The 23,008-nt window shown below is 73.2% G+C and carries 17 protein-coding genes, 1 tRNA gene and 1 riboswitch; of the genes, 9 read left to right on the top strand and 9 right to left on the bottom strand.

The genetic code is table 11. The features are described from left to right. Window positions 1-57 precede the first annotated feature (57 nt). The 6 genes from rho to MM440_RS15465 form a co-directional block, all read right to left on the bottom strand. The gene (rho, locus tag MM440_RS15490; protein WP_241445874.1) at window positions 58-2,172 is read right to left on the bottom strand and encodes a transcription termination factor Rho; all 2,115 of its coding nucleotides are present in this window, start codon (window positions 2,170-2,172) and stop codon (window positions 58-60) included. 345 nt (window positions 2,173-2,517) lie between these two features. Then, complete coding sequence (gene thrB, locus MM440_RS15485) at window positions 2,518-3,495, bottom strand: homoserine kinase (protein ID WP_241445649.1); 978 nt, start codon at window positions 3,493-3,495, stop codon at window positions 2,518-2,520. A gap of 18 nt (window positions 3,496-3,513) precedes the next feature. Continuing rightward, window positions 3,514-4,611: a threonine synthase gene (gene thrC / locus MM440_RS15480; protein ID WP_241445640.1), complete on the bottom strand. Its 1,098-nt coding sequence runs from the start codon at window positions 4,609-4,611 to the stop codon at window positions 3,514-3,516. Window positions 4,612-4,614: 3 nt separating this feature from the next. Further along, a complete protein-coding gene (locus MM440_RS15475) occupies window positions 4,615-5,937 on the bottom strand; it encodes a homoserine dehydrogenase (protein WP_241445872.1) in 1,323 nt (440 codons plus the stop codon). A gap of 128 nt (window positions 5,938-6,065) precedes the next feature. After that, window positions 6,066-7,496, bottom strand: coding sequence for a diaminopimelate decarboxylase (gene lysA, locus MM440_RS15470; RefSeq protein ID WP_241445638.1), 1,431 nt, complete (start codon window positions 7,494-7,496; stop codon window positions 6,066-6,068). 85 nt (window positions 7,497-7,581) lie between these two features. After that, the gene (locus MM440_RS15465; protein ID WP_241445636.1) at window positions 7,582-8,505 is read right to left on the bottom strand and encodes a hypothetical protein; all 924 of its coding nucleotides are present in this window, start codon (window positions 8,503-8,505) and stop codon (window positions 7,582-7,584) included. 299 nt (window positions 8,506-8,804) lie between these two features. After that, window positions 8,805-8,952: riboswitch (cyclic di-AMP (ydaO/yuaA leader) on the top strand. Window positions 8,953-8,955: 3 nt separating this feature from the next. Between MM440_RS15465 and MM440_RS15460 the strand changes: the two genes are divergently transcribed. Next, window positions 8,956-9,738 (top strand): transglycosylase family protein, encoded by a 783-nt coding sequence (locus MM440_RS15460; protein WP_241445634.1) that lies wholly within the window; start codon window positions 8,956-8,958, stop codon window positions 9,736-9,738. 201 nt (window positions 9,739-9,939) lie between these two features. On the opposite strand, the gene MM440_RS15455 is transcribed toward MM440_RS15460, so the two are convergent. Continuing rightward, window positions 9,940-10,362: a response regulator gene (locus MM440_RS15455; RefSeq protein ID WP_241445632.1), complete on the bottom strand. Its 423-nt coding sequence runs from the start codon at window positions 10,360-10,362 to the stop codon at window positions 9,940-9,942. 82 nt (window positions 10,363-10,444) lie between these two features. On the opposite strand from MM440_RS15455, the gene MM440_RS15450 reads away from it, so the two are divergent. The 5 genes from MM440_RS15450 to MM440_RS15430 all read left to right on the top strand — a co-directional run bounded on the left by MM440_RS15450 (window position 10,445) and on the right by MM440_RS15430 (window position 15,189). After that, window positions 10,445-10,516, top strand: a tRNA-Arg gene (locus tag MM440_RS15450). A gap of 178 nt (window positions 10,517-10,694) precedes the next feature. After that, window positions 10,695-11,069, top strand: coding sequence for a YciI family protein (locus MM440_RS15445; protein WP_241445616.1), 375 nt, complete (start codon window positions 10,695-10,697; stop codon window positions 11,067-11,069). A 77-nt stretch (window positions 11,070-11,146) separates the two neighbouring features. After that, entirely contained in the window at window positions 11,147-12,433 is a 1,287-nt protein-coding gene (locus MM440_RS15440) for an RNA polymerase sigma factor (protein WP_241445609.1), read from the top strand. A 93-nt stretch (window positions 12,434-12,526) separates the two neighbouring features. Further along, the gene (locus MM440_RS15435) at window positions 12,527-13,630 is read left to right on the top strand and encodes a protease inhibitor I9 family protein (RefSeq protein ID WP_241445606.1); all 1,104 of its coding nucleotides are present in this window, start codon (window positions 12,527-12,529) and stop codon (window positions 13,628-13,630) included. Then, window positions 13,555-15,189 carry a S8 family serine peptidase gene (locus MM440_RS15430; protein WP_241445604.1) on the top strand — a complete coding sequence of 545 codons (1,635 nt, stop codon included), beginning with the start codon at window positions 13,555-13,557 and terminating at the stop codon, window positions 15,187-15,189. Before MM440_RS15435 ends, MM440_RS15430 begins: the two co-directional genes overlap by 76 nt. Window positions 15,190-15,231: 42 nt before the next feature. Here the strand turns inward: MM440_RS15430 and MM440_RS15425 are convergent, their stop codons facing one another. Beyond that, complete coding sequence (locus MM440_RS15425) at window positions 15,232-16,191, bottom strand: DNA-3-methyladenine glycosylase family protein (RefSeq protein WP_241445602.1); 960 nt, start codon at window positions 16,189-16,191, stop codon at window positions 15,232-15,234. Continuing rightward, a complete protein-coding gene (locus MM440_RS15420; RefSeq protein WP_241445600.1) occupies window positions 16,188-17,486 on the bottom strand; it encodes a hypothetical protein in 1,299 nt (432 codons plus the stop codon). Before MM440_RS15420 ends, MM440_RS15425 begins: the two co-directional genes overlap by 4 nt. Before the next feature lie 73 nt (window positions 17,487-17,559). Between MM440_RS15420 and MM440_RS15415 the strand changes: the two genes are divergently transcribed. From MM440_RS15415 to MM440_RS15405, 3 genes are all read left to right on the top strand, one after another. Continuing rightward, window positions 17,560-18,342: a TIGR03089 family protein gene (locus tag MM440_RS15415; protein WP_241445870.1), complete on the top strand. Its 783-nt coding sequence runs from the start codon at window positions 17,560-17,562 to the stop codon at window positions 18,340-18,342. A gap of 450 nt (window positions 18,343-18,792) precedes the next feature. After that, window positions 18,793-20,940, top strand: a complete 2,148-nt coding sequence (locus MM440_RS15410; protein WP_241445598.1) for a SpoIID/LytB domain-containing protein — start codon at window positions 18,793-18,795, stop codon at window positions 20,938-20,940. Between the two features lie 113 nt (window positions 20,941-21,053). Continuing rightward, window positions 21,054-22,997: an N-acetylmuramoyl-L-alanine amidase gene (locus MM440_RS15405; RefSeq protein WP_241445596.1), complete on the top strand. Its 1,944-nt coding sequence runs from the start codon at window positions 21,054-21,056 to the stop codon at window positions 22,995-22,997. The last annotated feature ends 11 nt before the right edge of the window (window positions 22,998-23,008 follow it).

Genomic DNA, 23,008 nt, shown 5'->3' with positions numbered 1-23,008 from the left:
TGAGGATAACGCGCGCTGCCCCAAGGCGGGGCCTTGGGGCAGCGGCTTTGGGTCGAGCTAGTCGTCGGAGCCGAGCGCACCCGGCGTGGTCTTCTGCACCTGCATAAGGAACTCCATGTTGGTGGAGGTCTTCTTGATGCGGTCCAGGAGCAGCTCCAGGCCCTGCTGGTTGTCCAGCGCGGCGAGGACGCGGCGCAGCTTCCACATGATCTTGAGCTCCTCGGCGGACATCAGGATGTCCTCGCGTCGGGTGCCCGACGCGTTGACGTCCACCGCGGGGTAGATCCGGCGGTTGGACAGCTCGCGCGACAGCTTGAGCTCCATGTTGCCGGTGCCCTTGAACTCCTCGAAGATCACCTCGTCCATCTTCGACCCGGTCTCGACCAGGGCCGTGGCGAGGATCGTCAGCGAGCCGCCGTGCTCGATGTTGCGCGCCGCACCGAAGAACTTCTTCGGCGGGTAGAGCGCGGCCGAGTCGACACCACCGGAGAGGATGCGCCCGCTCGCGGGGGCCGCGAGGTTGTAGGCACGGCCCAGGCGGGTGATGCCGTCGAGCAGCACGACGACGTCGTGCCCGAGCTCGACCAGGCGCTTGGCCCGCTCGATCGCCAGCTCGGCGACCGTGGTGTGGTCGCCCGCGGGCCGGTCGAAGGTCGAGGCGATGACCTCGCCGCGGACGGTGCGCTGCATGTCCGTGACCTCCTCGGGACGCTCGTCGACGAGCACGACCATGAGGTGGACCTCGGGGTTGTTGGTGGTGATCGCGTTGGCGATCGCCTGCAGCATCATCGTCTTGCCGGCCTTGGGCGGGCTGACGAGCAGACCGCGCTGGCCCTTCCCGATCGGGGCGACGAGGTCGATGATCCGGGTGGTCAGGTTGTTCTGCGGGTTCTCCAGGCGCAGCCGCTCCTGCGGGTAGAGCGGGGTGAGGCTGTTGAACTCGGCGCGGTTGCGCGCCTCCTCCGGGTCCTTGCCGTTGACGGCGTCGACCCGCACGAGCGCGTTGAACTTGGCTCGGTTGCCGCTCTGCTGGCCGCCCTGGTCGTCCCGGTTGGCCTTGACGGCGCCCTGGACCGCGTCGCCCTTGCGCAGGCCGAGCTTCTTGACCATCCCGAGCGGCACGTAGACGTCGTTGGGGCCGGGCAGGTAGCCGGACGTGCGCACGAACGCGTAGTTGTCGTGCAGGTCGACGATCCCGGCCACCGGCACGAGCACGTCGTCCTCGGTGTAGGTCTCGACCTCCTGGCCCTGCAGGCCCTGGTAGTCCTCGCCACGGCCCCGACGCTTGCGGTCGCGGTTCCGGTTGCGGTTGCGCCGCCGACCACCGGGCTCGTCGTCGCGCTGGTTGTCACGGTTGTCGCGGTTGTTGTCCCGCTGACGGTCCCGCTGCTGGTTGTCGCGCTGCTGGTTGTCGCGCTGGTTGTCACGGTTGCCGTCGCGGTTCTGCCGGTCGCGCTGCTGGCCCTGCTGGCCATCGCGCTGCTGGCCCTGCTGACCGTCACGCTGCTGGCCGTCCCGCTGCTGGCCCTGCTGGCGGTTGCGCTGGCCGGCGTTCTGGGAGTCGCGGCTGCCGTCGCGGTCGTTGTCACGCGAGCGCGACTGGTCGCCGTTTTCGCCCGAGCGCTCGCCGCGACCCGACCGGTCCCGGTTGCTGCGGTCACTGCGGTCACCGCGCTCGGTGCGGTCGGCGCTGTCGGTGCGCGCGCTGCCCGGCTCGTCCTGGTGGGCCTGCTGAGCGCGGCGCGCCAGGGCCTCCTCGACCGCCTGCTCAGCACCCGCGCGGTCGGCGGGGCCGGAGCCCGAGTCCTGCTGCGCGGCCGGCCGGGAAGTCTGGTCGGAGGTCTGCTGGCCACCGGAGGTGGGCGCTCCTGCGGGCGCGCCGGCGCGTCGGGTGCGCCGGGTGCCGCCCTGCTCGGAGGTCGCGCCACGCTCGTCGGTGGTGTCCCGCTGCGTCGGGGCGCTCTGGGTGCTGGCTGCAGAGCCGCCGGAGCGGCGCTCCCGGATGGCGGTGAGCAGATCGCTCTTGCGCATCTTGGCGGTGCCGGAGATGCCCAGCTCGTTGGCCACCTGCTGCAGCTCGGACAGACGCATGGCGCTCAGTGCACCAGTGCGCTTGGGAGCCTCGCCCGCTGCGGCGTCGCCGCCCTGGGCCGAGAGCTCGATGAGGTCCATCACGAAGGTTCCTTCCCCTCGCTCGATGTCGTTGGCCGGCAAGGTCACCAAGGCCACGTGTGAGCCGCTCAGCGATGACAGGGCTGAGATGGGCTCTGGGTACGCCCCCGCCTGGCGACCCTGCTCACGCGAGTGAGGTCGTGGTGCACCAGAAGGAAGGAGTGGAGCGGCAGCTGCGCCTCGAGATCCGGACCGTTTCCCGTCAGTCACGACGGTGGCCGTCACGGCACATGCACTGCCAACAACTCAAAAATACCACCATTCCCCGCTCTGACCTGCATCGCCCCACCCCAGACGCGCGTTTTTCCGTGGGGCGAGACAGCAGCGCGACACGCACGCCCCGGGTCAGACCGAGGGCAACACGGTCGCGGTGGCACCGTGCTCGGCGACCCCAGGGGTCAGCGCGCGCCACCCCGGGGGCAGCGAGAGGTCCAGCACCGAGGGCACGTGCTCGCGCTCGGCCAGGACCAGCACGGTGGGCCCGGCACCGCTGATGGTCGCGGCGAGCCCGCGCTCACGCAGGGTGTCCAGCAGCGCCATCGAGGTGGGGTAGGCGCGGCGGCGATACTCCTGGTGCAGCCAGTCCCGGGTCGCGGGCAGCAGCAGCTCGGGGCGCCGGGTCGCGGCCTCGACCAGCAGCGCGGCGCGTCCGGCGCCGAGCGCCGCGTCCTTGAGCGGCACCTCACCGGGCAGCACGGCGCGGGCGGTGGCCGTGGCCAGCTGGGCGTCCGGGACGAGCACCACCGGCACGACGTCGGGGTGCAGGTCGAGGCGCACCGTGCGCACCGGCGTGACGGCGGGCGGGTGGTCCGACCATGAGACGGTCAGCCCGCCGAAGACCGCGGCGCTGGAGTTGTCGGGGTGGCCCTCGACCTCACCGGCGAGGTCGTTGCAGAAGTCCAGGTCGACCTCGCCCGTGCCGTCGACGGCGAGGGACACGAGGGCCGACGCGGCCGCGAAGCCGGCGACGGCCGCAGTCGCCGACGAGCCCATCCCCCGCCCGTGCGGCACCGCGTTGCGGCAGGTCAGCCGTAGACCGGCCGGCACCGGCACGCCGAGCCGCGTCAGCCCCAGCGCGAGACAGCGGTAGACCAGGTGGCGGCCGTCGCGCGGCACCTCCTCGGCGCCCTCGCCGGTCACGTCGATGACCAGCGACTCGCCGGTCACCGTCACGTGGTACTCGTCATAGACCCCGAGGCCGAGCCCGACCGAGTCGAAGCCCGGACCCAGGTTGGCGCTGCTCGCCGGCACCCGGACCCGCACGGCGAGGCCCTCGGGCAGCGGCCCCGGACCGGGCGCCGCCATCGACTCGCTGCTCGACATGGAGCCCGACAACGCGGCTCAGCCCTCGAGGCCGAGGGCCGTGGCTGCGCTCACCGCGTCCACGGACACCTTGGTGGGGACGACCTCGTCGCCGTCGGCGGTTTTGAGGGCCCACTGCGGGTCCTTCAGGCCGTGACCGGTGACCGTGCAGACGATGCGCGCGCCAGCGGGCACGAGCCCGCGCTCGGCCATGAGCAGCAGGCCGGCCACGGAGGCGGCGGAGCCGGGCTCGACGAAGACGCCCTCCTTGCTCGACAGCAGCCGGTGGGCGTGCAGGATCTGCTCGTCGGTGACCTTGTCGATCACCCCGTCGCTCTCGTCGCGGGCGGCCTCGGCCTGCTGCCACGACGCCGGGTTGCCGATCCGGATGGCGGTGGCGATGGTCTCGGGCTGGTCCACGGGGTGACCGAGCACGATCGGGGCGGCACCCGCCGCCTGGAAGCCCCACATCCGCGGACGGTGCGTGGCGGGCCCAGGGCCACCGGGAGCGGCTACGGCATCGGTGGTGTACTCGCCGTAGCCGCGCCAGTACGCCGTGATGTTGCCGGCGTTGCCGACGGGCAGGCAGTGGATGTCGGGGGCGTCGCCCAGGGCGTCGACGATCTCGAACGCCGCGGTCTTCTGACCCTCGATGCGCGCCGGGTTGACGGAGTTCACGAGCTCGACCGGGTAGGCCTCGGAGAGCTTGCGCGCGAGGGTGAGGCAGTCGTCGAAGTTGCCGTCGACCTGCAGCAGGGTCGCGCCGTGCGCGATGGCCTGGCTCAGCTTGCCGAGCGAGATCTTGCCGTCCGGCACCAGCACGCCGCAGGTCATGCCCGCCTTGGTCGCGTAGGCCGCCGCGGACGCGGAGGTGTTGCCGGTGGACGCGCAGATGACCGCCTTGGCCCCCTGCGCGGCCGCGACCGAGATGGCCGTGGTCATCCCCCGGTCCTTGAACGACCCGGTGGGGTTGAGCCCTTCGTACTTGAGGTGGACCTGCGCGCCGACGAGGTCGGAGAGGTGACCCGCCTCGATGAGCGGGGTGCCACCCTCGTGCAGCGTGATGGTCGGGGCTCCCTCGAGCAGCGGCAGCCGCTCGCGGTACTCATTGATGACGCCGCGCCACTGGTGGGCCATGGGTCAGTCTCCTTCGACTCGCATGACGGAGGACACCTCGTGCACCTGGGGCAGCTCGAGGAGGGTCTCGACGGTGGACGCGAGCGCGCTGTCGGGCGCCGCGTGGGTGACGATCACGAGCTCTGCGCGCTGCCCGTCGTCGTAGCTGTCGTCGCCCGACGCCCGGACCTGCTGCTGGCGGACCGTCTCGATGGAGACGGCGTTGTCGGCGAATACCGTTGCGACAGCGGCGAGCACACCTGGCTCGTCGGCGACGTCTAGGCTGACGAAGTAGCGCGTGCGCGAGTCGCCCATGTCGAGGACGGGCAGGTCGGCGTAGGCGGACTCCCCCGGCCCCCGGCCTCCTCCGACCCGGTGCCGGGCCACCGCCACCAGGTCGCCGAGGACGGCGCTCGCCGTGGGGTTGCCACCGGCACCGCGCCCGTAGAACATCAGCTCGCCGGCCGCGTCGGCCTCGACGAAGACCGCGTTGAAGGCCTCGCGCACCCCGGCGAGCGGGTGGGTCCGCGGGATCATCGCCGGGTGGACCCGCACGCCGACGCCGCCGTCCTCGCTGCGCTCGCAGATGGCGAGCAGCTTGACGACGCAGCCCATGTCCTTGGCGGCCTGCACGTCGGCGGCGCTGACCTCGGTGATGCCCTCGCGGTAGACCTGCTGGGCGCTGACCCGGGTGTGGAACGCGAGGCTCGCGAGGATCGCCGCCTTGGCGGCGGCGTCGAAGCCCTCGACGTCGGCGGTCGGGTCGGCCTCGGCGTAGCCGAGCGCCTGGGCCGCCTCGACGGCCTCGGTGAACCCGGCGCCGGTGGAGTCCATCTTGTCGAGCACGTAGTTGGTGGTGCCGTTGACGATGCCGAGCACCTTGGTGACGTCGTCGCCGGCCAGGGACTCGCGCAGCGGGCGCAGCAGCGGGATGGCGCCGGCGACGGCCGCCTCGTAGTAGAGGTCGACGCCGGCCGCGTCGGCGGCGGCGTAGAGCGTCGGACCGTCCTCGGCGAGGAGGGCCTTGTTGGCCGTGACGACCGAGGCCCCGTGCTCGAACGCCCGCAGGATCAAGCTGCGGGCCGGCTCGATGCCGCCGATGACCTCGACGACGATGTCGGCGCGGGTGACCAGCTCCTCGGAGTCCAGGGTGAACAGCGCCGGGTCGAGGTCCAGGCCGCGGTCGCGGTCCAGCCGGCGCACGCCGATCCCGACGAGCTGCAGCGGGCGACCCACCCGGGCCGCCAGGTCGGCGGCGTTGGCCGTGAGCAGGGTCGCCACCGCACCACCGACCACGCCGCACCCGAGCAACGCGATGCGGATGGGGGTCTGCTTGTCGCTCTCCATGGTGGGGCTCTGCTCCTTGATCACGTGCGGAATCCTCCCGTGGGCCAGCGGGCCCGAGCCGGGAGGTCCACCCTACGGGACGGGGACGTCTCTACTCGTGGACGCCCGGGGGGCTCGAGCGTGCGCCGTCAGACGGACGCGTCGACGTCGAGAGCGAGCAGGTCCTGGACCGTCTCGCGGCGCACGATGACCCGGGCGCGTCCGTCCGTGACGGCGACCACGGGCGGGCGCGGGGTGTGGTTGTACTGGCTCGCCATGGACCGGCAGTAGGCGCCGGTGCCGGGCACGGCGATCAGGTCGCCCGGGCGCACGTCCGCGGGCAGGTAGTGGTCGCGCACGATGATGTCGCCGCTCTCGCAGTGCCGCCCGACGACGCGGGCGATCTGCGGGGGCGCCTCGGAGGCACGGTTGGCGAGCGCGCACGAGTAGTCGGCGCCGTAGAGGGCGGTGCGGATGTTGTCACTCATCCCGCCGTCGACCGAGACATAGAGCCGCACCCCGCCGCCATCCAGCTCCACCGGCTTGACCGTCCCCACCTCGTAGAGCGTGCAGGTCGACGGACCGGCGATGGCCCGGCCCGGCTCGATCGAGACGCGCGGCGCCACGACCCCCTCGGCCTGGCACTCGCGCCGGACGATCTCGGCGGTCTCGGTGCCCAGCTGGTCGGGGCCGAGCGGGTGGTGCTGGGTCGTGTAGGCGATGCCGAACCCGCCGCCGAGGTCGAGCTCGGGCATGTCGTGACCGAGCTCGCGCGAGACCCGGGCGTGCAGGCCGAGGATCCGGCGCGCGGACAGCTCGAAGCCGCTGGTCTCGAAGATCTGCGAGCCGATGTGGCTGTGCAGGCCGAGCAGGCGCAGCGACGGCTCGGCGAGGATGCGCTCGCACGCCTTGTAGGCGAGCCCGCCGGCGAGCGAGAAGCCGAACTTCTGGTCCTCGTGCGCGGTGGCGATGAACTCGTGCGTGTGCGCCTCCACGCCCGCCGTGACGCGCACCATGACGGGCGCGACCACCCCACGGGCCGAGGCGATCTCGACGATCCGGTCGAGCTCGTCGAAGCTGTCGGCGATGATCCGGCCCACCCCGGCGTCCAGCGCGGCCTCGATCTCCGCGCGCGACTTGTTGTTGCCGTGCAGGCCGATCCGCTCACCCGGCATGCCCCCGCGGATCGCGACGGCGAGCTCGCCGCCCGTGCAGACGTCGAGGTTCAGCCCGTCCTCGACCAGCCAGCGCACCACCTGGGTCGTGAGGAACGCCTTCCCGGCGTAGAAGACATCCGCCCCCCCACACACCGGCGCGAACGCCGCGTCGTAGGCACGCTTGAACTCCTTTGCTCGCCAACGGAAGTCGTCCTCGTCCAGGATGTAGGCCGGGGTGCCGAACTCCTTCGCCAGGTCGCGCACGTCGACCCCGCCCAGGGACAGCGCACCGTCCGCGTCGCGGGTCGTGTGCCGCGGCCAGAGCTCGGGCTCGAGGGCGTTCAGGTCGGTCGGCCACGGCAGCCAGTCCGGCGCGGCCGAGTAGCCGTCGGAGTGGAGCGCGCCTGCCTCGTGTGCGTGCATGTGCCTGAAAGCCTTTCGGGGAGCTGACGATTCGTGGTGCTGGCTGGTCCGTGTCCCGGTCCCGGTCCGGCCCTGGGGCCGGGGCCTACAGCCGCGTCGCAGCTCGGCGGCCGAGCCCAGCCAGACCGAGGGCGAGCGCCGAGCGGGTCGCGTCCGTCACCAGCGGCACGGGGGCACGCTCTGCGCCGCTCGCGCCGGGGGCCGGGTCGAGCCGGTCCAGGATGCCACGCGCCAGCTCCTCGAGGTGGCGCACGATCACCCGCTGGTCCACGTCGGCGGGGACGTGGTCGGTCAGGCCTGTGTGGTCGGTCAGGCCGGTGTGGTCGGCCGGGGCGGTGCGGTCGGCCGGGTCGGTCGCGCCCGCCTGCAGCAGGACCGCCGGCGTCTCCAGCGCGAGCAGGGCGAGGGCCCGGTCGGCCTCGGCTAGGTCGTCATGGGGTGGGTCGTCGTCGGGTGGGTCGTCGTCGGGCTGAGCGAGCCGGCGCACGCACCGCGCGTGCGCCAGGGCGGCCGCGTAGACCGGGTTGCTGCGGTCGCGCCGCCGCCACGCCGTCGGTCCGTCGAGGGTGGGGGCTGGGGCCGGCGACGGGGACGACGAGGCCCGCGGGAGGTCTACCGAAGCCAGGGCGTGCAGCCCGCTCGCCAGGACGCGGTCGTCGACGCGCAGCTCCAGGAGCCCGCCGACCACCCGCACGTCGGCGATGGCGCCGGGCTGCTCCCCCTGCCGCCGGAGCGCCTCGAGAAGCCGGTCGACCACGGTGGGCACCGCGTCGCCCGTAGCCGCCGCGAGCCGCAGCGGGAGCGCGCTGCGCAGGTCACCGGCACCGCTGCGGTCGCGACCCAGCGGCACCGCGGCCGCCGACCACGAGGGCCCCAGATCGTCCGGTGCTGACGCGTCGGGCGCCGACCCGTCCCCTGCCAGCACGTCCTGCGCAGCGGTCGCCAGCTGGGCCGCGACGACGGCCGGCCACGCGACGGCCGCAGCGGCGGCGACGTCACGGAGCTCCATGGCGGCGATCCTAGGCGTGTGACCTTTGTCACCGCGGGAACTCGTAACGCTCGGTGCACCCACGCACACATTCTGACCCTGGGTGCCGCGAGACCACCCGTTCGGGCTTTCGCTGACCCGGTCCAGCGTCCCGAGGTCGTTGGCACGGCCGCCGGATCGACCTACGGTGGTTGCTGCGAGCCGAACCGACCAGCGGGGGCCGTCCGGAGCCCGGACGGAAAGCCGGTCAACAGACTCGCAGCCATCACACACCCATACACCCGTGTCCGCCTCGCCGAGCGTCGTCCGGCGGACACCTCCGCGAGGAGCCGCCAGGGGGAAGGACGACGGTGGAGGACCCACTTCGGGCCGGCTTGCCGGCCCTCGGGGTGAAGTCGCGCCAGCGACCGGGCACCTGACCGCCCGAACCCGACAGCTCACTTCGCAGGCGTCGTCAGGAAAGGAACTCCTTTGCGCTACACCCCCCGTCACGCCACCCTGCCCTCGCGCCGACTGGCCCGGGCCGCGACGACCGGCATCGCCGGAGCCGCCCTCGCCGCCGGTGCAGGGATCGCCACCTCCACGTCCGCGCACGCCGACGACGGGGTGTGGGACCGGGTCGCCGCCTGCGAGTCCGGCGGCAACTGGTCGATCAACACCGGCAACGGCTTCTCCGGCGGACTGCAGTTCACCGGCTCGACCTGGCGCGCCTACGGCGGCAGCGGCTCGGCGCACAACGCGTCGAAGGCCGAGCAGATCCGCGTCGCCAAGCGCGTGCTCGCGGGCCAGGGCCCCGGCGCCTGGCCGGTGTGCTCCAAGAAGGCCGGCCTCGGCCGCAGCAACGGTGGCGCGTCCAGCGCCGACACCGTGACCTCCTCGCGCAGCAGCTCGCGCACCTCGAAGGTCACCACCCAGCGCTCCAGCTCCTCCACCAAGAGCTCCTCGACCAAGGCCTACCGCACCACGCCGAAGAGCTCGATGGGCTCGGTCAAGCACGTGCAGCGTGCGTCGTCGCTGGCCTTCCCTGGGGCGAGCACCTTCAGCCTCGGCCACTCCAGCGCGATGACCACCCTGCTCGGTCAGCGCCTCGTGGCCAAGGGCTTCGGTGACTCCTACCGGGTCGGCCCCGGCCCGGTCTTCACCGCCGCCGACAAGGCCGCCGTCGCCTCGTTCCAGCGCGCTCAGGGCTGGACCGGCGCCGACGCCGACGGCATCCCCGGCCCGGCCACCTGGTCGCGCCTGATGGCCCGCTAGTCATCCCAGACCCCGCTGGCACGCGCAGCCAGCGGAGCCCGCCGCCCCAGGACGACCCCGAATCGTCCTGGGGCGTCGGTGTGCTCACCCGCTGCACTCACACGCGGCCGCTCGCCGCTGCACCTACACGCGGCCGCTCGCCGCTGCACCTACACGCGGCCGCTCGCCGCTGCACCTACACGCGGCCGCTCGCCGCTGCACCTACACGCGGCCGCTCGCCGCCAAGATCCCCACCATCGCCAGCAGCTCGTCCAGCTCGAACGGCTTGCCGATGAAGCCGTCCACCTCTGCCTGCTCGGCCTGGATCCGGTGGTGCTGCTGGACCGAGGCCGTGACCATCACGATCGGCAGGTGCTGCAGGCGCGGGTCGGCCCGGATCATCTGCACCGTCCACCAGCCGTCGCGGCGCGGCATCAGGGCGTCGACGGTCACCACGTCGGGCAGCGGGATCTCGGGGTCGCGCAGGATCTCCAGCGCCTCCAGCCCGTCGCCGGCCTCGAGCACGGTGTAGCCCTCGAGCTCGAGGTTCACCCGGATCAGCTGGCGGATCTGCTCGGTGTCGTCGCACACCAGGACCCGGCCGGCATCCATGTCCTCGCCCAGCCCCGCCGGATCCCATTGCATGAAACGAAGACTAGGCTGCTATCGTCTGTCGTCGCACCGTTTGGACCCGGTCGCCCCTGGCGTCCGGTCCCCTCGGTCCTGAGCCCCCTTAGCTCAGGGGATAGAGCACCGCCCTCCGGAGGCGGGTGCGCAGGTTCGAATCCTGCAGGGGGCGCCGCGCACTCACGGCATCGGCAAGGCCAGGACCCCCCCGGGTCCTGGCCTTCGTCATGTCCTGGCCCTCGTGCTGGCGCACCGCCGCGAAAATCCTTCATGCTGCGTGTCGAAACCGGTCGACGCCGTTCGACGTAGGGATGACAGCAGTCCACCAGCAACCAGCAGGAGTGATTCAGATGCCACGTTTCATGGGTTTCGTCCGGATGGAAGAGAACATCGGCACGCCGCCGCAGGCGCTGTTCGAGGCGATGGACGCCCACATCGGTGAACGCGCCGCCAAGGGGATCTTCCTGGACGGCGGAGGGCTCTACGGCACGGAGGACGCGGTCAACTTCGTGGTGCGCCACAGCGAGGTCACGCGGGTCGACGGGCCGTACGCCGAGGCCAAGGAGGTCGTCGGCGGCTGGGCGATCATGGACTACCCCTCGCTCGAGGCTGCGGTGGCCGACCAGCGGGAGTTCGCCGAGCTGCACGCGAAGCACTGGCCCGAGGTGACCGTGGTCGCGACCTTGCGCCAGATCTCCGAGGGCCCCGAGGAGCCCGGCGCCTGACCGGTCTCCTGGGCCGGCCTCGTTGGGCCGGTCTCCGGGGACCACTCCCCCGAGACCGGCCTCCCTAGACTGACCAGGTGCAGGCAGAGACCCAGCCGGGCGACCCTCGCCAGGTGGTCCACGCGGCGTGGCGGGCCGACTCGGCCCGTCTCGTCGGCGCCCTGACCCGGCTGACCGGCGACCTGGCGCTCGCCGAGGACCTCGTCCAGGACGCGCTCGTCGCGGCGCTGGAGCAGTGGCCGACGACAGGCGTCCCCGACAACCCGGCCGGCTGGCTGATGACCACGGCGAAGCGCCGTGCCGTCGACCACTTCCGTCGTGCCAACACCCTGCGCCGCAAGGTGGCCGAGCTGCAGCACGCCGAGGGCGAGGAGGCTGCCGTGACCGACCTCGACAGCCTCGGTGAGCACATCGAGGACGACGTGCTGCGGTTGATCTTCCTCTGCTGCCACCCGAGCCTGAGCCCCGACTCACGCGCCGCGCTCACCCTGCGGCTGGTCGGAGGACTGACCACCGCAGAGATCGCTCGCGGCTTCCTGGTCGCGGAATCTGCTGTCGGACAACGTATCTCGCGCGCCAAGAAGACGCTCGCGCAGGTGCGCGCCGAGTTCGAGCTGCCCGCTGCTGCCGAGCGAGTCGCGCGGCTCGATGACGTGATGGCCGTGATCTACCTGATCTTCAACGAGGGATACACCGCGACGGCCGGCGACGACTGGATGCGCCCAGACCTCGCGACCGAGGGGATCCGGCTCGCCCGCATGCTGGCCGAGCTGTCGCCCGACGAGCCCGAGGTGCTCGGGCTCCAGGCGCTGCTGGAGCTGCAGGGCTCCCGCTCGGCGGCCCGCGTCGACGAGACGGGCGAGCCGGTGCTGCTCGAGGCCCAGGACCGCAGCCGCTGGGACCACGACCTGATCGGTCGCGGGCTGGCGGCGCTGCGCGAGGCGGAGCGGCTGGCCGCTCGCGGCAGACCGGTCGGGAGATACGTCCTGCAGGCGTCGATCGCCGCCCAGCACGCCCGCGCCCGCAGCGCCGACGCCACAGACTGGGTGCGGATCGCCGGGCTGTACGACATCCTGGCGCGGGCCGCGCCGGGTCCTGTCGTCGAGGTGAACCGCGCAGTCGCGCACGGACGGGCATTCGGCCCCGAGGCCGGGCTGGCGGTCGTGGACGCCCTCGACCCGGACGCGCTCGGCGGCTCTCCGCTGCTGCCGAGCGTGCGGGGCGACCTGCTCGAGCGGGCCGGGCGCCACGGCGCCGCGAGCGCGGCGTTCACCGACGCCGCCGCCCGGACGCGCAACGCCGGCGAGCGGGCGATCCTCGCCGGCCGCGCCGCGGACAACCTGAGGCAAGTCCACGGCCGTTGACGGGGAGTCACCACCGGGGACCGGTGAATGCGAGCACTGAGTAGCCAGCTATCTACGTATAGTGTCGTCGACCCCCAGACGACGGAGACCCCCGTGCTCGCTACGCCTCACCTCCCCCAGCGCCTTCGCAGCACCGCGGTCCTCGGGGCCCTGGCCCTCGCCCTCAGCGGCGTGCTCCCCCTCACGGCCCTGGCGCCCGTTGCCTCCGCAGCTGCGGGCAGCGCCGGCAGTGCCGCCAACGCCGGCGGTGCAGGCGGTGCCATCAGTGCCGCTGGGACGCGCGCACCAGCGGGCTACCTGGTCACGATGCGCGCCGACTCGGCGGCCCAGCACGCGGCCCGGACGGCGCGGGCGGCGGGAGCGCCGATCGTCTTCGACGCGGGATCGACCGAGTCGGTAGCGCACCGGGCCGGGCTGACCCGCTCGCACCGGGCCGCCGCGGCCGCCGTCGGCGTGAGCGTCCAGCGCGATCTCACGGTCGCGCTCAACGCCTTCAGCGCCAGGCTGACCCCGGAGCAGGCCCGCACCCTCGCAGCGCGCAGCGACGTCTTGTCGGTGCACAAGATCACCGTGCGCCGGCCGGTCGTCGTCGGCACGCCCGACCGCCTGGGGCTGACCGGGACCAGTGGGGTCTACGCGACGCGGTTCGGGGCTGCAGGCGGACCGTCGGCCGCCGGGCGCGGGATCGTCGTGGGCGACCTGGACACCGGGGTGTGGCCGGAGAACGCGTCGTTCGCCGGCGCGCCGCTGCCCGTCGCCACCCGGTCGACGACCGTGGGGGCGCCCTACCGGCTGGCCGGCACGACCTCGACCACGGTGATGCGCAAGGCGGACGGCACGACCTTCCGCGGGGACTGCTCGGGCCTGCTGCCCGGGCGCACCAGCGCCGACGCGTGGTCGGTGGCGACCTGCAGCACGACGCTGATCTCGGCGCGCTCGTTCCCGCCCGCCGTCGGCTGGGTCGCGCCGACGAGCACGGACCCCAAGGGTCGGGAGTGGGCCTCGCCGCGCGACAGCTCCGGGCACGGTAGCCACACCGCCTCCACCGCCGTCGGGCGCTCCACTCCCATGACGGTCACCCTCGCCGACGGCAGCCGCGCTCCTACCCCGCGAGCGCCGGGGTGGCCCCGGGTGCCAGCCTCGCGGTCTACAAGGTGTGCTGGAACTACGCGGCCGACACCGATCACGACGGCGTGAACGACTCCGGCTGCCCGGACGACTCGATCGTCGCCGCCATCGACCAGGCGGTCGCGGACGGCGTCGACGTGCTCAACTACTCGATCAGCGGGGCCTCTGACACGCTCGACGACCCGGTGCAGCTGGCCTTCAAGGGAGCGGCAGCCGCCGGTGTGTTCGTGGCCGCCGCATCCGGCAACTACGGGGAGTACGGCGAGCCCGCCAACAACCCCAGCCCCTGGGTCACCACGGTCGCGAACGCGACGTGGACCGGCACGATCGACGTCGCGCCCTCGTCCTCGCGCGGCCCGTCACCGGCCTCGGACGACAACCTCCTCAAGCCCGACCTGGCCGGGCCGGGCACCGACGTGATCGCCGCCGTCCCGCCGACCACCTGGTCCACGACGGCACCATCGGCGTTCGAGTCGATGTCCGGCACCTCGATGTCGACCCCGCACGTGTCTGGTGCGGCCGCGCTGCTGCTCTCCCGCTTCCCGCGGTGGACACCGATGATGGTGAAGTCCGCCCTCATGACGACGGCCGATCCCACGACCTTCGCGACCAAGGACGTCTTCGCGTCCGGCGCGGGCTACCTGCGGCCCGGACCGGCCTTCAACCCGGGTCTGGTGCTCGACGCGCCCGCGTCGTCCTACAACGGCTACCTGCAGGGCCTCGGGGTCGCGACGGGAGCGCCCGCCCTGCGCGCGGTCGACTTCAACGGGCCGTCCATCGCCGTGGGCCACCTGGCTGCGCCGGTCACGACCCGACGCACGTTCCTGCCGCTCGTGACGGGCACCTGGAAGGTCACCGCGAGCCTGCCCGGCTTCACAGTGACCGTCCCCACGTCGGTCACCGCCTCCTCGATCGGCCAGGCCGTGCCGGTCAGTGTGCGGATCGCCCGGTCCACCGCCCAGCTCGGCACCTGGAGCCAGGGCTGGCTGACCCTCAGCGGACCCACCACGGTCCGGCTCCCGCTCGTGGCGCGCGCCGAGCTGGCGGTGCCCAGGGAGCTGAGCGTGCGCGGCACCACCGGCAGCCAGGCCTTCACCGTCTCGTCGCCGTTCGCCACCACCCAGACCGCCACGGTGCTCGGCCCGGTCGCGGCCGTCACCCAGTCGGCGTCGGGGGCACCCGGCACCACCGTCCCCGGCACGGCGTTCACGACCGGTGACCTGGAGCTGGCTCGCTTCACGCTCACCGCGGCCACCCCGGCGGGCACCGACCTGGACCTGGAGCTGCAGCGTCGGACGGCGCAGGGGACCTGGGAGACCTACGCCTCGTCCGCCACGTCCTCGGCCAACGAGCAGCTGGACGTCGACTGGCTGCCGGCGGGCACCTACCGGCTCACCGCCGTGGTCTACGCCGCTCCCGGGACCGCGTCCTTCACGCTGTCCCGCTGGCTGCTTCCCGGCGCCAGGACCGGCAGCCTCAGCGTGGCGCCCAACCCGGTGACCATCGCCGCCGGTGGCTCGACCACCGTCACGGCCCGCTGGTCCGGGCTGACGGCCGGTCGGGTCTACCTCGGGCTGATCCGCTACCCGTCGGCCTCGCGACCAACGGTCGTGACGTTCCGGCCCTGAGGTCGGTGGGTCGCTGAGGGGGGCGGCTCGAGGGGCTGAGGCTCAGCGGCGTCCCCGACGCACCGGCAGGTGACCGCGCGGAGCGAGCCGCGGGCCGTGCCGCTCCGGCATCCCGTGGGTGAGCTCGAGAAGGCGGGTGGCCCGGTGGCGCTGGCCGGCGTACGGCTCGAGCAGGCGCGCGAGCCCCTCGTCGTCGACGCGCTCGCCGGTGAGGGCGACGCCGACGAATCCCGCGAGGTGGTAGTCCCGGAAGCTCACCGCGTCGGGGTCGCCGAGGGCGCGCTGACGCGTCTCCGCTGCCGTCCAGACGCCGATCCCGGGCACGGCGCGCAACCGGCGATGCGCCTCCGGCAGGGGCAGCCGGATGCACTCCTCGAGCCGATCGGCCACCTTCGCGGCGCGCACGATCGTCGCCGACCGGGACGCGTCGACACCCGCCTGGAGGAACTCCCAGCTGGGCACCGCCGCCCAGCCCGCAGCCGTCGGTGCGACGTGCAGGCCGAGCCGCGCACCGACCCCGGGAGCGGCGCGGCCGAACCGGCGCACCAGCCGGCGATAGCCGCCGAAGGCCTCCTGGCCGGTCACCTTCTGCTCGATGATGGCGGGGACCAGGGCCTCCATGACCAGCCCGGTGCGGATGATCCGCCAACCCTGGACCCGGCGCCGAGCCCGCGCCACCTGCTCGTGATGAGCGACGAACCCGGAGTCGTCGTCGAGCTCACCGAGCAGCGACGGCAGCTGCTCCAGGGCCCACCCGCCACCCGGCCCGTAGACCTCTGCGGTCACCTCCCCCAGCGACCGGTCCGCCCGCACGCGCAGCGTGACCGGTCCGTCGGGGGTCTGCAGCGCCCGCCAGACCGAGCCGTCCGGCGTGGTCGTCCCGGTCGGGTCGCCGCCACCCCGACGTAGGCAGGCCAGGGTGAGGGCGGGGTCGAGCGGGCGCTCGGGTCGTAGCGTCCGGGACGCGACGGGGGCGACTGGCTGGGAGGCGGCCACCGTCACGCCCGCCGCCGGAAGGTCAGGCGCACCAGTGCGAAGGCCTCGTCCTGCTCGCGGTGCCGCGCCTCGCGGGCGCCCACCACGGCGTCACGCAGTCGCTCGCCAAGATCCTTGTCGACGTCGCCCACCAGCGGCATGCCGTGCCCGTCGGCCCGGGCGAGGGAGGCACGCAGGCGGGCACGGTCTACCCCTCCGGCGGCGCCGCCGTCCGACAGCGGGACGGTCACGACGAGCAGGCCACCGGGCTTGAGGAACCAGGACGACTCGATGACGGTGCCGTCGAGGTCGTCGGCGGTCACCCCGCCGGGATGGAGCCGGGTGATCACGTCGAGGGAGCCCTCGCTGAGCCCGGCCGAGTCGAGCTCGTCGTGCGGACCGAGCTCCAGCGGGGCGAACCCCACCGCACGAGCCCAGCGGGTGAACGGCGAGCGGGGTCCCGACGCGTCGAGCACGAGCGCCGACCGGGCCGAGCCGTCGCGGAGCCGGATGACCGCAGCCAGCGCCCCGAGCGCGGCCCACGCGCGGATCTCGTCACCCACCCAGGGCAGCCCGAGGGTGTGGGCGAGGTCGCGCTGCTCGTCGGCCTCCTCGTAGGACGCCAGCACGTCCGTCGGCCGGACCCACTCGGGGAAGTCGTAGGCGACCAGGTGCACGGTGCGCGGCCGGATCGCGAGGCGCACGCCGACGCGCGCCCGCTCCACCAGGCCGCGCAGACCCGGTGTGGCGCCCGAGGCCGGCTGCACCCGGTGCGGTTCCTCGGCGGCCACCGGCGCGAGCAGCGACTCGATCCGTCCGACGTAGTCCATCCAGGAGTTCTCGTCGTCGCGCGGCAGCGGCAGCCGGACCAGGTCGCGCAGCTCCTCCCGGGGCAGCGGAGTGCCGTGGCCCGGGGTCGCGACGACGTGGCTGCGGGTGAGCACGCGGCGCCACAGGCTGCGCTCGGCGAGGTTCTGCGTCGCGGCGTCGGAGGCGCCGGGATGGTCGTCGAGGAGGGTGACCAGGCGCGGGCCCTCCGTCGAGCCGGCCCGGGACACGTCGGTGACGATCGACGAGGGCAGCAGCGTCTGCCCCTGCGGGTGGACGAGGAGGATGACCTCGGCCTCCTTGAGGCGACGCCCGATGGCGATCCACTCGGCCGCACCGCGGGCCCCCAGCGCCTCGAGCCGGACGTGGTGACCGGCGTCCGCGAGGTGACGAGCGAGGGTGATGTCGTGCGGAGAGTCCGCCCCGCCGACGACCGCGACGGTGACCGCGTGCGCGTCCCTCGGGGTGTCGTCCGGACCGGTCAGCTTCGCCATGGTGCAGCGAGCCTACCCCCACCTTGGTGCCGGGATCCCGAGGACGGATCCGGGCCGTTAGAGTGACGGGGTGATGACCGCCGCCGACCTGCTTCCGAGCCTGCTGGCCGACGATCCTGCGGCGCCCCGGATCACCTGCTACGACGATCTGCCCGGACCCACCCGCGGCGAGCGGATCGAGCTGTCCGGCCGGGTGCTGGCGAACTGGGTGGCCAAGGCCGCCAACGCGCTGACCAGCGACTTCGACATCCAGCCCGGCGACGTCGTGGTGCTCGCCCTGCCGCCGCACTGGCGCACGGTCTACTGGGCTCTCGCGGGGTGGGCCGTCGGCGCGAGCGTCCACGTCGCCGACCCCGCACTCGGATCCGACGACCCCACCCTCGCGATCGCGTCCGTCGTCGTGACCGACTCCGTCGAGCTGGCCGAGGCCGCCGACGCCGCGATCGTGGTCACCCTCGCCGCCCTCGCCCGGTCCCACCCCGGCGCCCTGCCCTCGCACGCCATGGACGAGGCCGCCGAGCTCGCCTCCTACCCCGACCGCCGCGCCTTCGCCGCCCCCGAGGTGGACCCGGCACGACCTGCGCTGATCACGCCCGGGCGAGCCGTGCGCTACGACGAGCTGGTCGCCGCGCCGACCTCGCCGGGAGCCGGCTCGGACTCCCCCGGCACCGGTGAGCGCATCCTCGTCGCCGGCGCGCCGGACCGGACCGCCGCCCTCCTCGAGGTCGCGGCCTCGGTCTGGGCCGGCGCTGGATCGGTCGTCCTGGTGCGCACCGCCGACGGCGCCGCCCCCGAGGACTGGCCCGACCGGTTTGCCCCCGAGCAGGCCGACCGGGCCCTGATCCTCGAGGCCTGACGGCTCTCCCGCTTCTCCGGCCCTGGCGGCGTCCCGCTGTCTGTCCTGGCCTGCCGCCGCCTCTGCCCGCCCCTGCCCTGCCCGCTCTGCCGACACGGCACCTGTAGACCGACACGGCACCTAGCGGCCGAGACGGCCGCTACACCAGCCGTCTCGGTGGCCAACTGCCGTCTCGGCGAGGGGGTCCGAGGCCTCGACACCTCCTGGACGGCCCCGACATGGCCTCTCCACCGCCGCCACAGACGAGAACACGCAGAGTGACTGTCACACCAGCCACAGAGGAAACAAAGGCACCAATTACCCCATATTCCTCGGGAAACACAGCCGTGTCATTACTCTAGATCGGGAGTTTGGACGATCTAACGTTCCTAATCGTTACTTTCTGTGATCCGATGGAGACCTCCCCGGTGACGTTCCGTTACCGGCCACCGTCTTGCGAAGGATCCCCCCGTGCCTCTCGTCCTGACTCGTGCGCGCCGCGCCGGTGGTGCTGCGCTGGTCGGCACCGTCGCGCTCGCGATGACGTGCGCGACCGCCACGACGGCCACAGCGGCCACGCCCGCAGCGACCGCGCCGGCCCCGGCCACAGCAACCGTGCCGGCCGTCACCACCAACGAGGTCACGGTCCGGCCGGCCGACGGCGTGCTGCACCTCGTCGGCAAGGGCTTCGGCCACGGCCGCGGCATGTCGCAGTACGGCGCCTACCGGGCGGCCCTGCTCGGCAAGGGCTGGGGCGAGATCACCAGCTTCTACTACCCCGGCACCACGCGCACCGTCCTCGCGAACCGGCCCATCCGCGTCGCGGTCGACGGCCGCCTCGGCCGCAGCGTGCGGGTCAAGGCGGAGCCGGGCCTGGTCGCGGTCGTCGACGGCGTCAGCAAGGCGCTGCCGACGGTCGACACGGTCGCCGGCGTCAGCACCCCCATCACCGCCTGGGAGGTAGACCTCCCGAGCGGCCCCAGCAGCACCGCCCTCGCGCTGTGGTTCCGCACGAGCGCGGGCGCACGCAAGGCGCTGACGTCGAGCGCCACCGGACGAATTTCCTTGCAGCAGAATACGACCGGGGTTCTCTCGACGTTCACCAGCACGGGCCAGGCGGGGCCGCGCTACCGCGGTAGCCTCGCGGGCGTGCGCTCCGGCAGCATCCTCGTGCCCGTCCTGACCACTCCCCTCGAGACCTATCTGCGCGGTGTCGTGCCCGCCGAGAGCCCCGGCTCCTGGCCGGTGCAGGCGCTGGCCGCCCAGGCAGTGGCTGCGCGCACCTACGCCGCCTACTTCCTCGCCCACCCCCGCTCGGCCGGCTACGACCTGTGCGACACCTCGACCTGCCAGAACTTCGCCGGCACCCGGGTCGAGACGGCCGGCGCCGACGCCGCCGTGGCGGCGACCGCGGGCGTGACGCTGACCTACGGCGGCGTCCCGATCGACGCGCAGTTCTCCTCCTCCAACGGCAGCATGACCGCCGACGGCCGCACGCCCTACCTGCCGGCGAAGGCCGACCCGTGGGACCGCAGCGCCGTCAACCCGATGAACTCCTGGTCGGCCGCGGTGCCGGTGTCCGCGCTGGAGCGCGCCTACCCCGCGATCGGTGCCTTCACCCGCCTGGTGGTGGTGTCGCGCGACGGTCGGGGTGAGCTCGGAGGCCGGATCACCGGCGCCCGGGTCGAGGGCAGCGGCGGGAGCGTGACGGTGACCGGGGACGCCCTGCGCTCCGCGCTCGGCACCTCGGTCGCCCGCTCGACGCTGTTCACGGTCGCCACCCCGACGCCCGCGGCCTTTCCTCGTGACCTGTCCGGCGACCGCGCGGCCGACCTGCTGCTGCGTGCTCCGAGCGGCGCGCTCACCCAGCGCACGAAGGTGGCGGGCACGGCCGGCACCACGATCAGCGCCGTCCCCTCGTTCAGCGTCCCGACCGGCGTCGCGAGCGCCCCCGGGGCGGCCGGTGTCCTCGCCACCTCGCGCTCGGTCGCCACCGCCGGTCGCATCGCCGGGACCCGCGACACCGTCGTCGCGCTGACCGGCACCGGCACGCTGCAGCTCCTGCGTGTCACGGCCGCCAGTGCCACGAGCACCACCACGTCCGTAGGCAGCCCGGTCACCGTGCGCACCGACCTCACCGGGGCGGTGCAGGCGTTCGGCGTCGGCGACCTCAACGGCGACGGGCAGAGCGATGTCCTCGTCCGGTTCGCCGACGGCACCCTGCGGCGCGTCTCCAGCAACGGCACGGGCGGTCTGCTGGCGGGGCTGACGACCATCGGCACCGGCTGGCAGATCTACCGCGACGTGCTGCCGCTCGGCGACATCACGGGCGACGGCCGCCCCGACCTGGTCGCTCGGGACGCCGCCGGGACGTTGTGGCTCTACACCGGTGACGGCCGGGACGGGCTGCGGCCGCGGGTGCAGCTCGCGACCGGGTTCGGGGGCTACCCCGCCCTGGCGGGGGTCGGTGACCTCACCGGCGACGGCCGCGGGGACCTGCTCGCCACGGACTCGGCCGGCAGCACCTGGCTGGTCCGCGGCCGAGCCCTCTCGTCCACCACGGCCACCCTCGACCCGCGGCAGCGGCTGACCACGACCACCCCCGGGCGGTGGCTGTGACCAGGCACCACGTCCCACCGCGGGCGTCCCCAGCGGCCGGCGCTCGAACCAGCCCCAACCCCAGCTCGACCATCACCCCCAGCCATCAGCAACGAGACGAAGCGGAGCCGATCGTGACGAAGGACCCCACCCCCAGCTCGAGTTCTACCCAGCGCCCGCTGCGTGGCGCGCTGGCCGCCGGCGGAGCGCTCACCCTGGCGTTCGTCATGGCCCCCAGCTTCACCGTCAGCGCGCCGAGCGCGGCCCCGGCCCGCAACGGCGTGGTGACGCCCACGGTGAAGCACGTGGCGCTGAAGACCCAGAAGGTCCGTAGCGTCACCGCCTCCGGGCCGTCGACCCGCGTGATCGCTGCCCCGTCGGCTCCGCGCACCTCCGACGGTGCCGTCGTGGACAGCACCGGCAAGGCCGCCACCGCGGCCCGTCCCGCCGCGCTCGCTGCCGGCCAGAGCGACGACAACGTCGTCGAGGTCGCCGCGAGCGGTGACCTCGTCGGCCTCACCTGGCCGACCGACACGACCTTGGCGAGCAAGGCCACCGTCGCGGTCCGCGTGCTGACCGACAAGGGGTGGCAGGACTGGCAGGAGCTCACCGTCGACGACCGCGGCGACGCGTCCGCGCACCGCATCGGCACCGAGCCGATCTTCGTCGACGGCGCCCAGCGGGTGCAGATCCGCGTCGCCCCCGAGGCCAAGGACCTGCTCAAGACCGCCCAGCTGGCGGCCATCACCTCGCCCACGACCGCGGCGGACGCCCAGCTCACGCCGACCGCGATCCCCGGTGCCGCCAACGCGGCCTACGTCCCCTCGGTCATCTCGCGCGCGGGCTGGGGCGCCAACGAGCGGCTGCGCAACGGCTGCGTGCCGACGATCCGCCCGACGACCAAGGTCATCGTGGTGCACCACACCGCCGGCTCCAACAACTACACGGCCGCGCAGAGCGCCTCGATCATCCGCGGGATCTACGCCTACGACACCGGCACGCTCGGCTGGTGCGACGTGGCCTACAACATGATCGTGGACAAGTACGGCCAGCGCTTCGAGGGCCGCTTCGGCGGGCTCAACAAGACCGTGCAGGGCGCCCACGCCGACTCCTTCAACCAGGCGACGTTCGGCATCTCGATCCTCGGCAACTACGACACCACGTCGGTGCCGGCCGCCGGCATGACCGCCCTCAAGCAGGGCATCGCCATGCGGCTGTCGCAGTTCTACATCAAGCCCTACGGCCAGACCACGCTGTACTCGGAGTACAACGGCACGACCAGCAAGTACCCGAAGGGTTCGGCCTACCTCGCCAACAACATTGCGGGACACCGTGACTCGAGCAACACCGCGTGCCCGGGGCGCTACCTCTACCCCCGTCTGAACGAGCTTCGTGACGGCGCGGCCGCGCTCGCGGGCTACAGCAACGGCACCTTCTCGAGCCCGATCTACAAGCGCTACGTCGCCACCGGCGGCGCCGCCAAGTGGGGTCTGGTCAACGTCGGTGAGTCCGCGCTCAGCAGCTCGGTGAAGCGCACCGTCTTCACCAGCAACCAGCGCATCTACGCCACCCCCCGCGGGACCGCGATCGTCGGCCCCGGCATCGACGCGGCCTGGTCGCGCTTCGGCGGGCTGGACGGAGTGGGCTACGCGATCAACGACGAGACCAAGGCCCCCGGTGGCTGGTACGTGCCCTACAGCAAGGGCAACTCGGTCACCTGGACCACCAACAACCAGCCGGCCTACCTCTCGGGCGGTCTGCACGCCTACTGGTGGCAGACCGGCGGCCCGCAGCGCTCGCCGCTGCAGCTGCCCATCGCGACCGGCCAGGCGGTGCGTGGCGGCTGGCTGCAGTCCTTCCAGAACGGCACCGTGATGGTCAACTACGCCGGGCGTGGCTTCAGCACCTCGGGCGCGATCAACGCGGCCTACTTCGCGGCGGGTGGCCCCAACGGCTCGCTCGGGATGCCCACCTCCGAGGGCTACCAGGTGGCCTCCGGTGTGCGGCGCCAGTGGTTCCAGAACGGCTACATCGACGAGCGCACCGCGACCGGCACGGCGTCGATCCACCGCTCCTGAGGCCGATCCGG

The sequence above is a fragment of the Arsenicicoccus piscis genome, assembly GCF_022568835.1.
Taxonomy (GTDB): Bacteria; Actinomycetota; Actinomycetes; order Actinomycetales; family Dermatophilaceae; genus Arsenicicoccus; species Arsenicicoccus piscis.
This window is presented reverse-complemented; position numbering and strand designations above follow the sequence as displayed.

Bases quoted from the DNA above. Each gene is read 5' to 3' on its own strand.
- rho (WP_241445874.1), bottom strand. From the start codon at position 2,172: ATGGACCTCATCGAGCTCTCGGCCCAGGGCGGCGACGCCGCAGCGGGC.
- thrB (WP_241445649.1), bottom strand. From the start codon at position 3,495: ATGTCGAGCAGCGAGTCGATGGCGGCGCCCGGTCCGGGGCCGCTGCCC.
- thrC (WP_241445640.1), bottom strand. From the start codon at position 4,611: ATGGCCCACCAGTGGCGCGGCGTCATCAATGAGTACCGCGAGCGGCTG.
- MM440_RS15475 (WP_241445872.1), bottom strand. From the start codon at position 5,937: ATGGAGAGCGACAAGCAGACCCCCATCCGCATCGCGTTGCTCGGGTGC.
- lysA (WP_241445638.1), bottom strand. From the start codon at position 7,496: ATGCACGCACACGAGGCAGGCGCGCTCCACTCCGACGGCTACTCGGCC.
- MM440_RS15465 (WP_241445636.1), bottom strand. From the start codon at position 8,505: ATGGAGCTCCGTGACGTCGCCGCCGCTGCGGCCGTCGCGTGGCCGGCC.
- MM440_RS15455 (WP_241445632.1), bottom strand. From the start codon at position 10,362: ATGCAATGGGATCCGGCGGGGCTGGGCGAGGACATGGATGCCGGCCGG.
- MM440_RS15445 (WP_241445616.1), top strand. From the start codon at position 10,695: ATGCCACGTTTCATGGGTTTCGTCCGGATGGAAGAGAACATCGGCACG.
- MM440_RS15420 (WP_241445600.1), bottom strand. From the start codon at position 17,486: ATGGCGAAGCTGACCGGTCCGGACGACACCCCGAGGGACGCGCACGCG.
- MM440_RS15415 (WP_241445870.1), top strand. From the start codon at position 17,560: ATGACCGCCGCCGACCTGCTTCCGAGCCTGCTGGCCGACGATCCTGCG.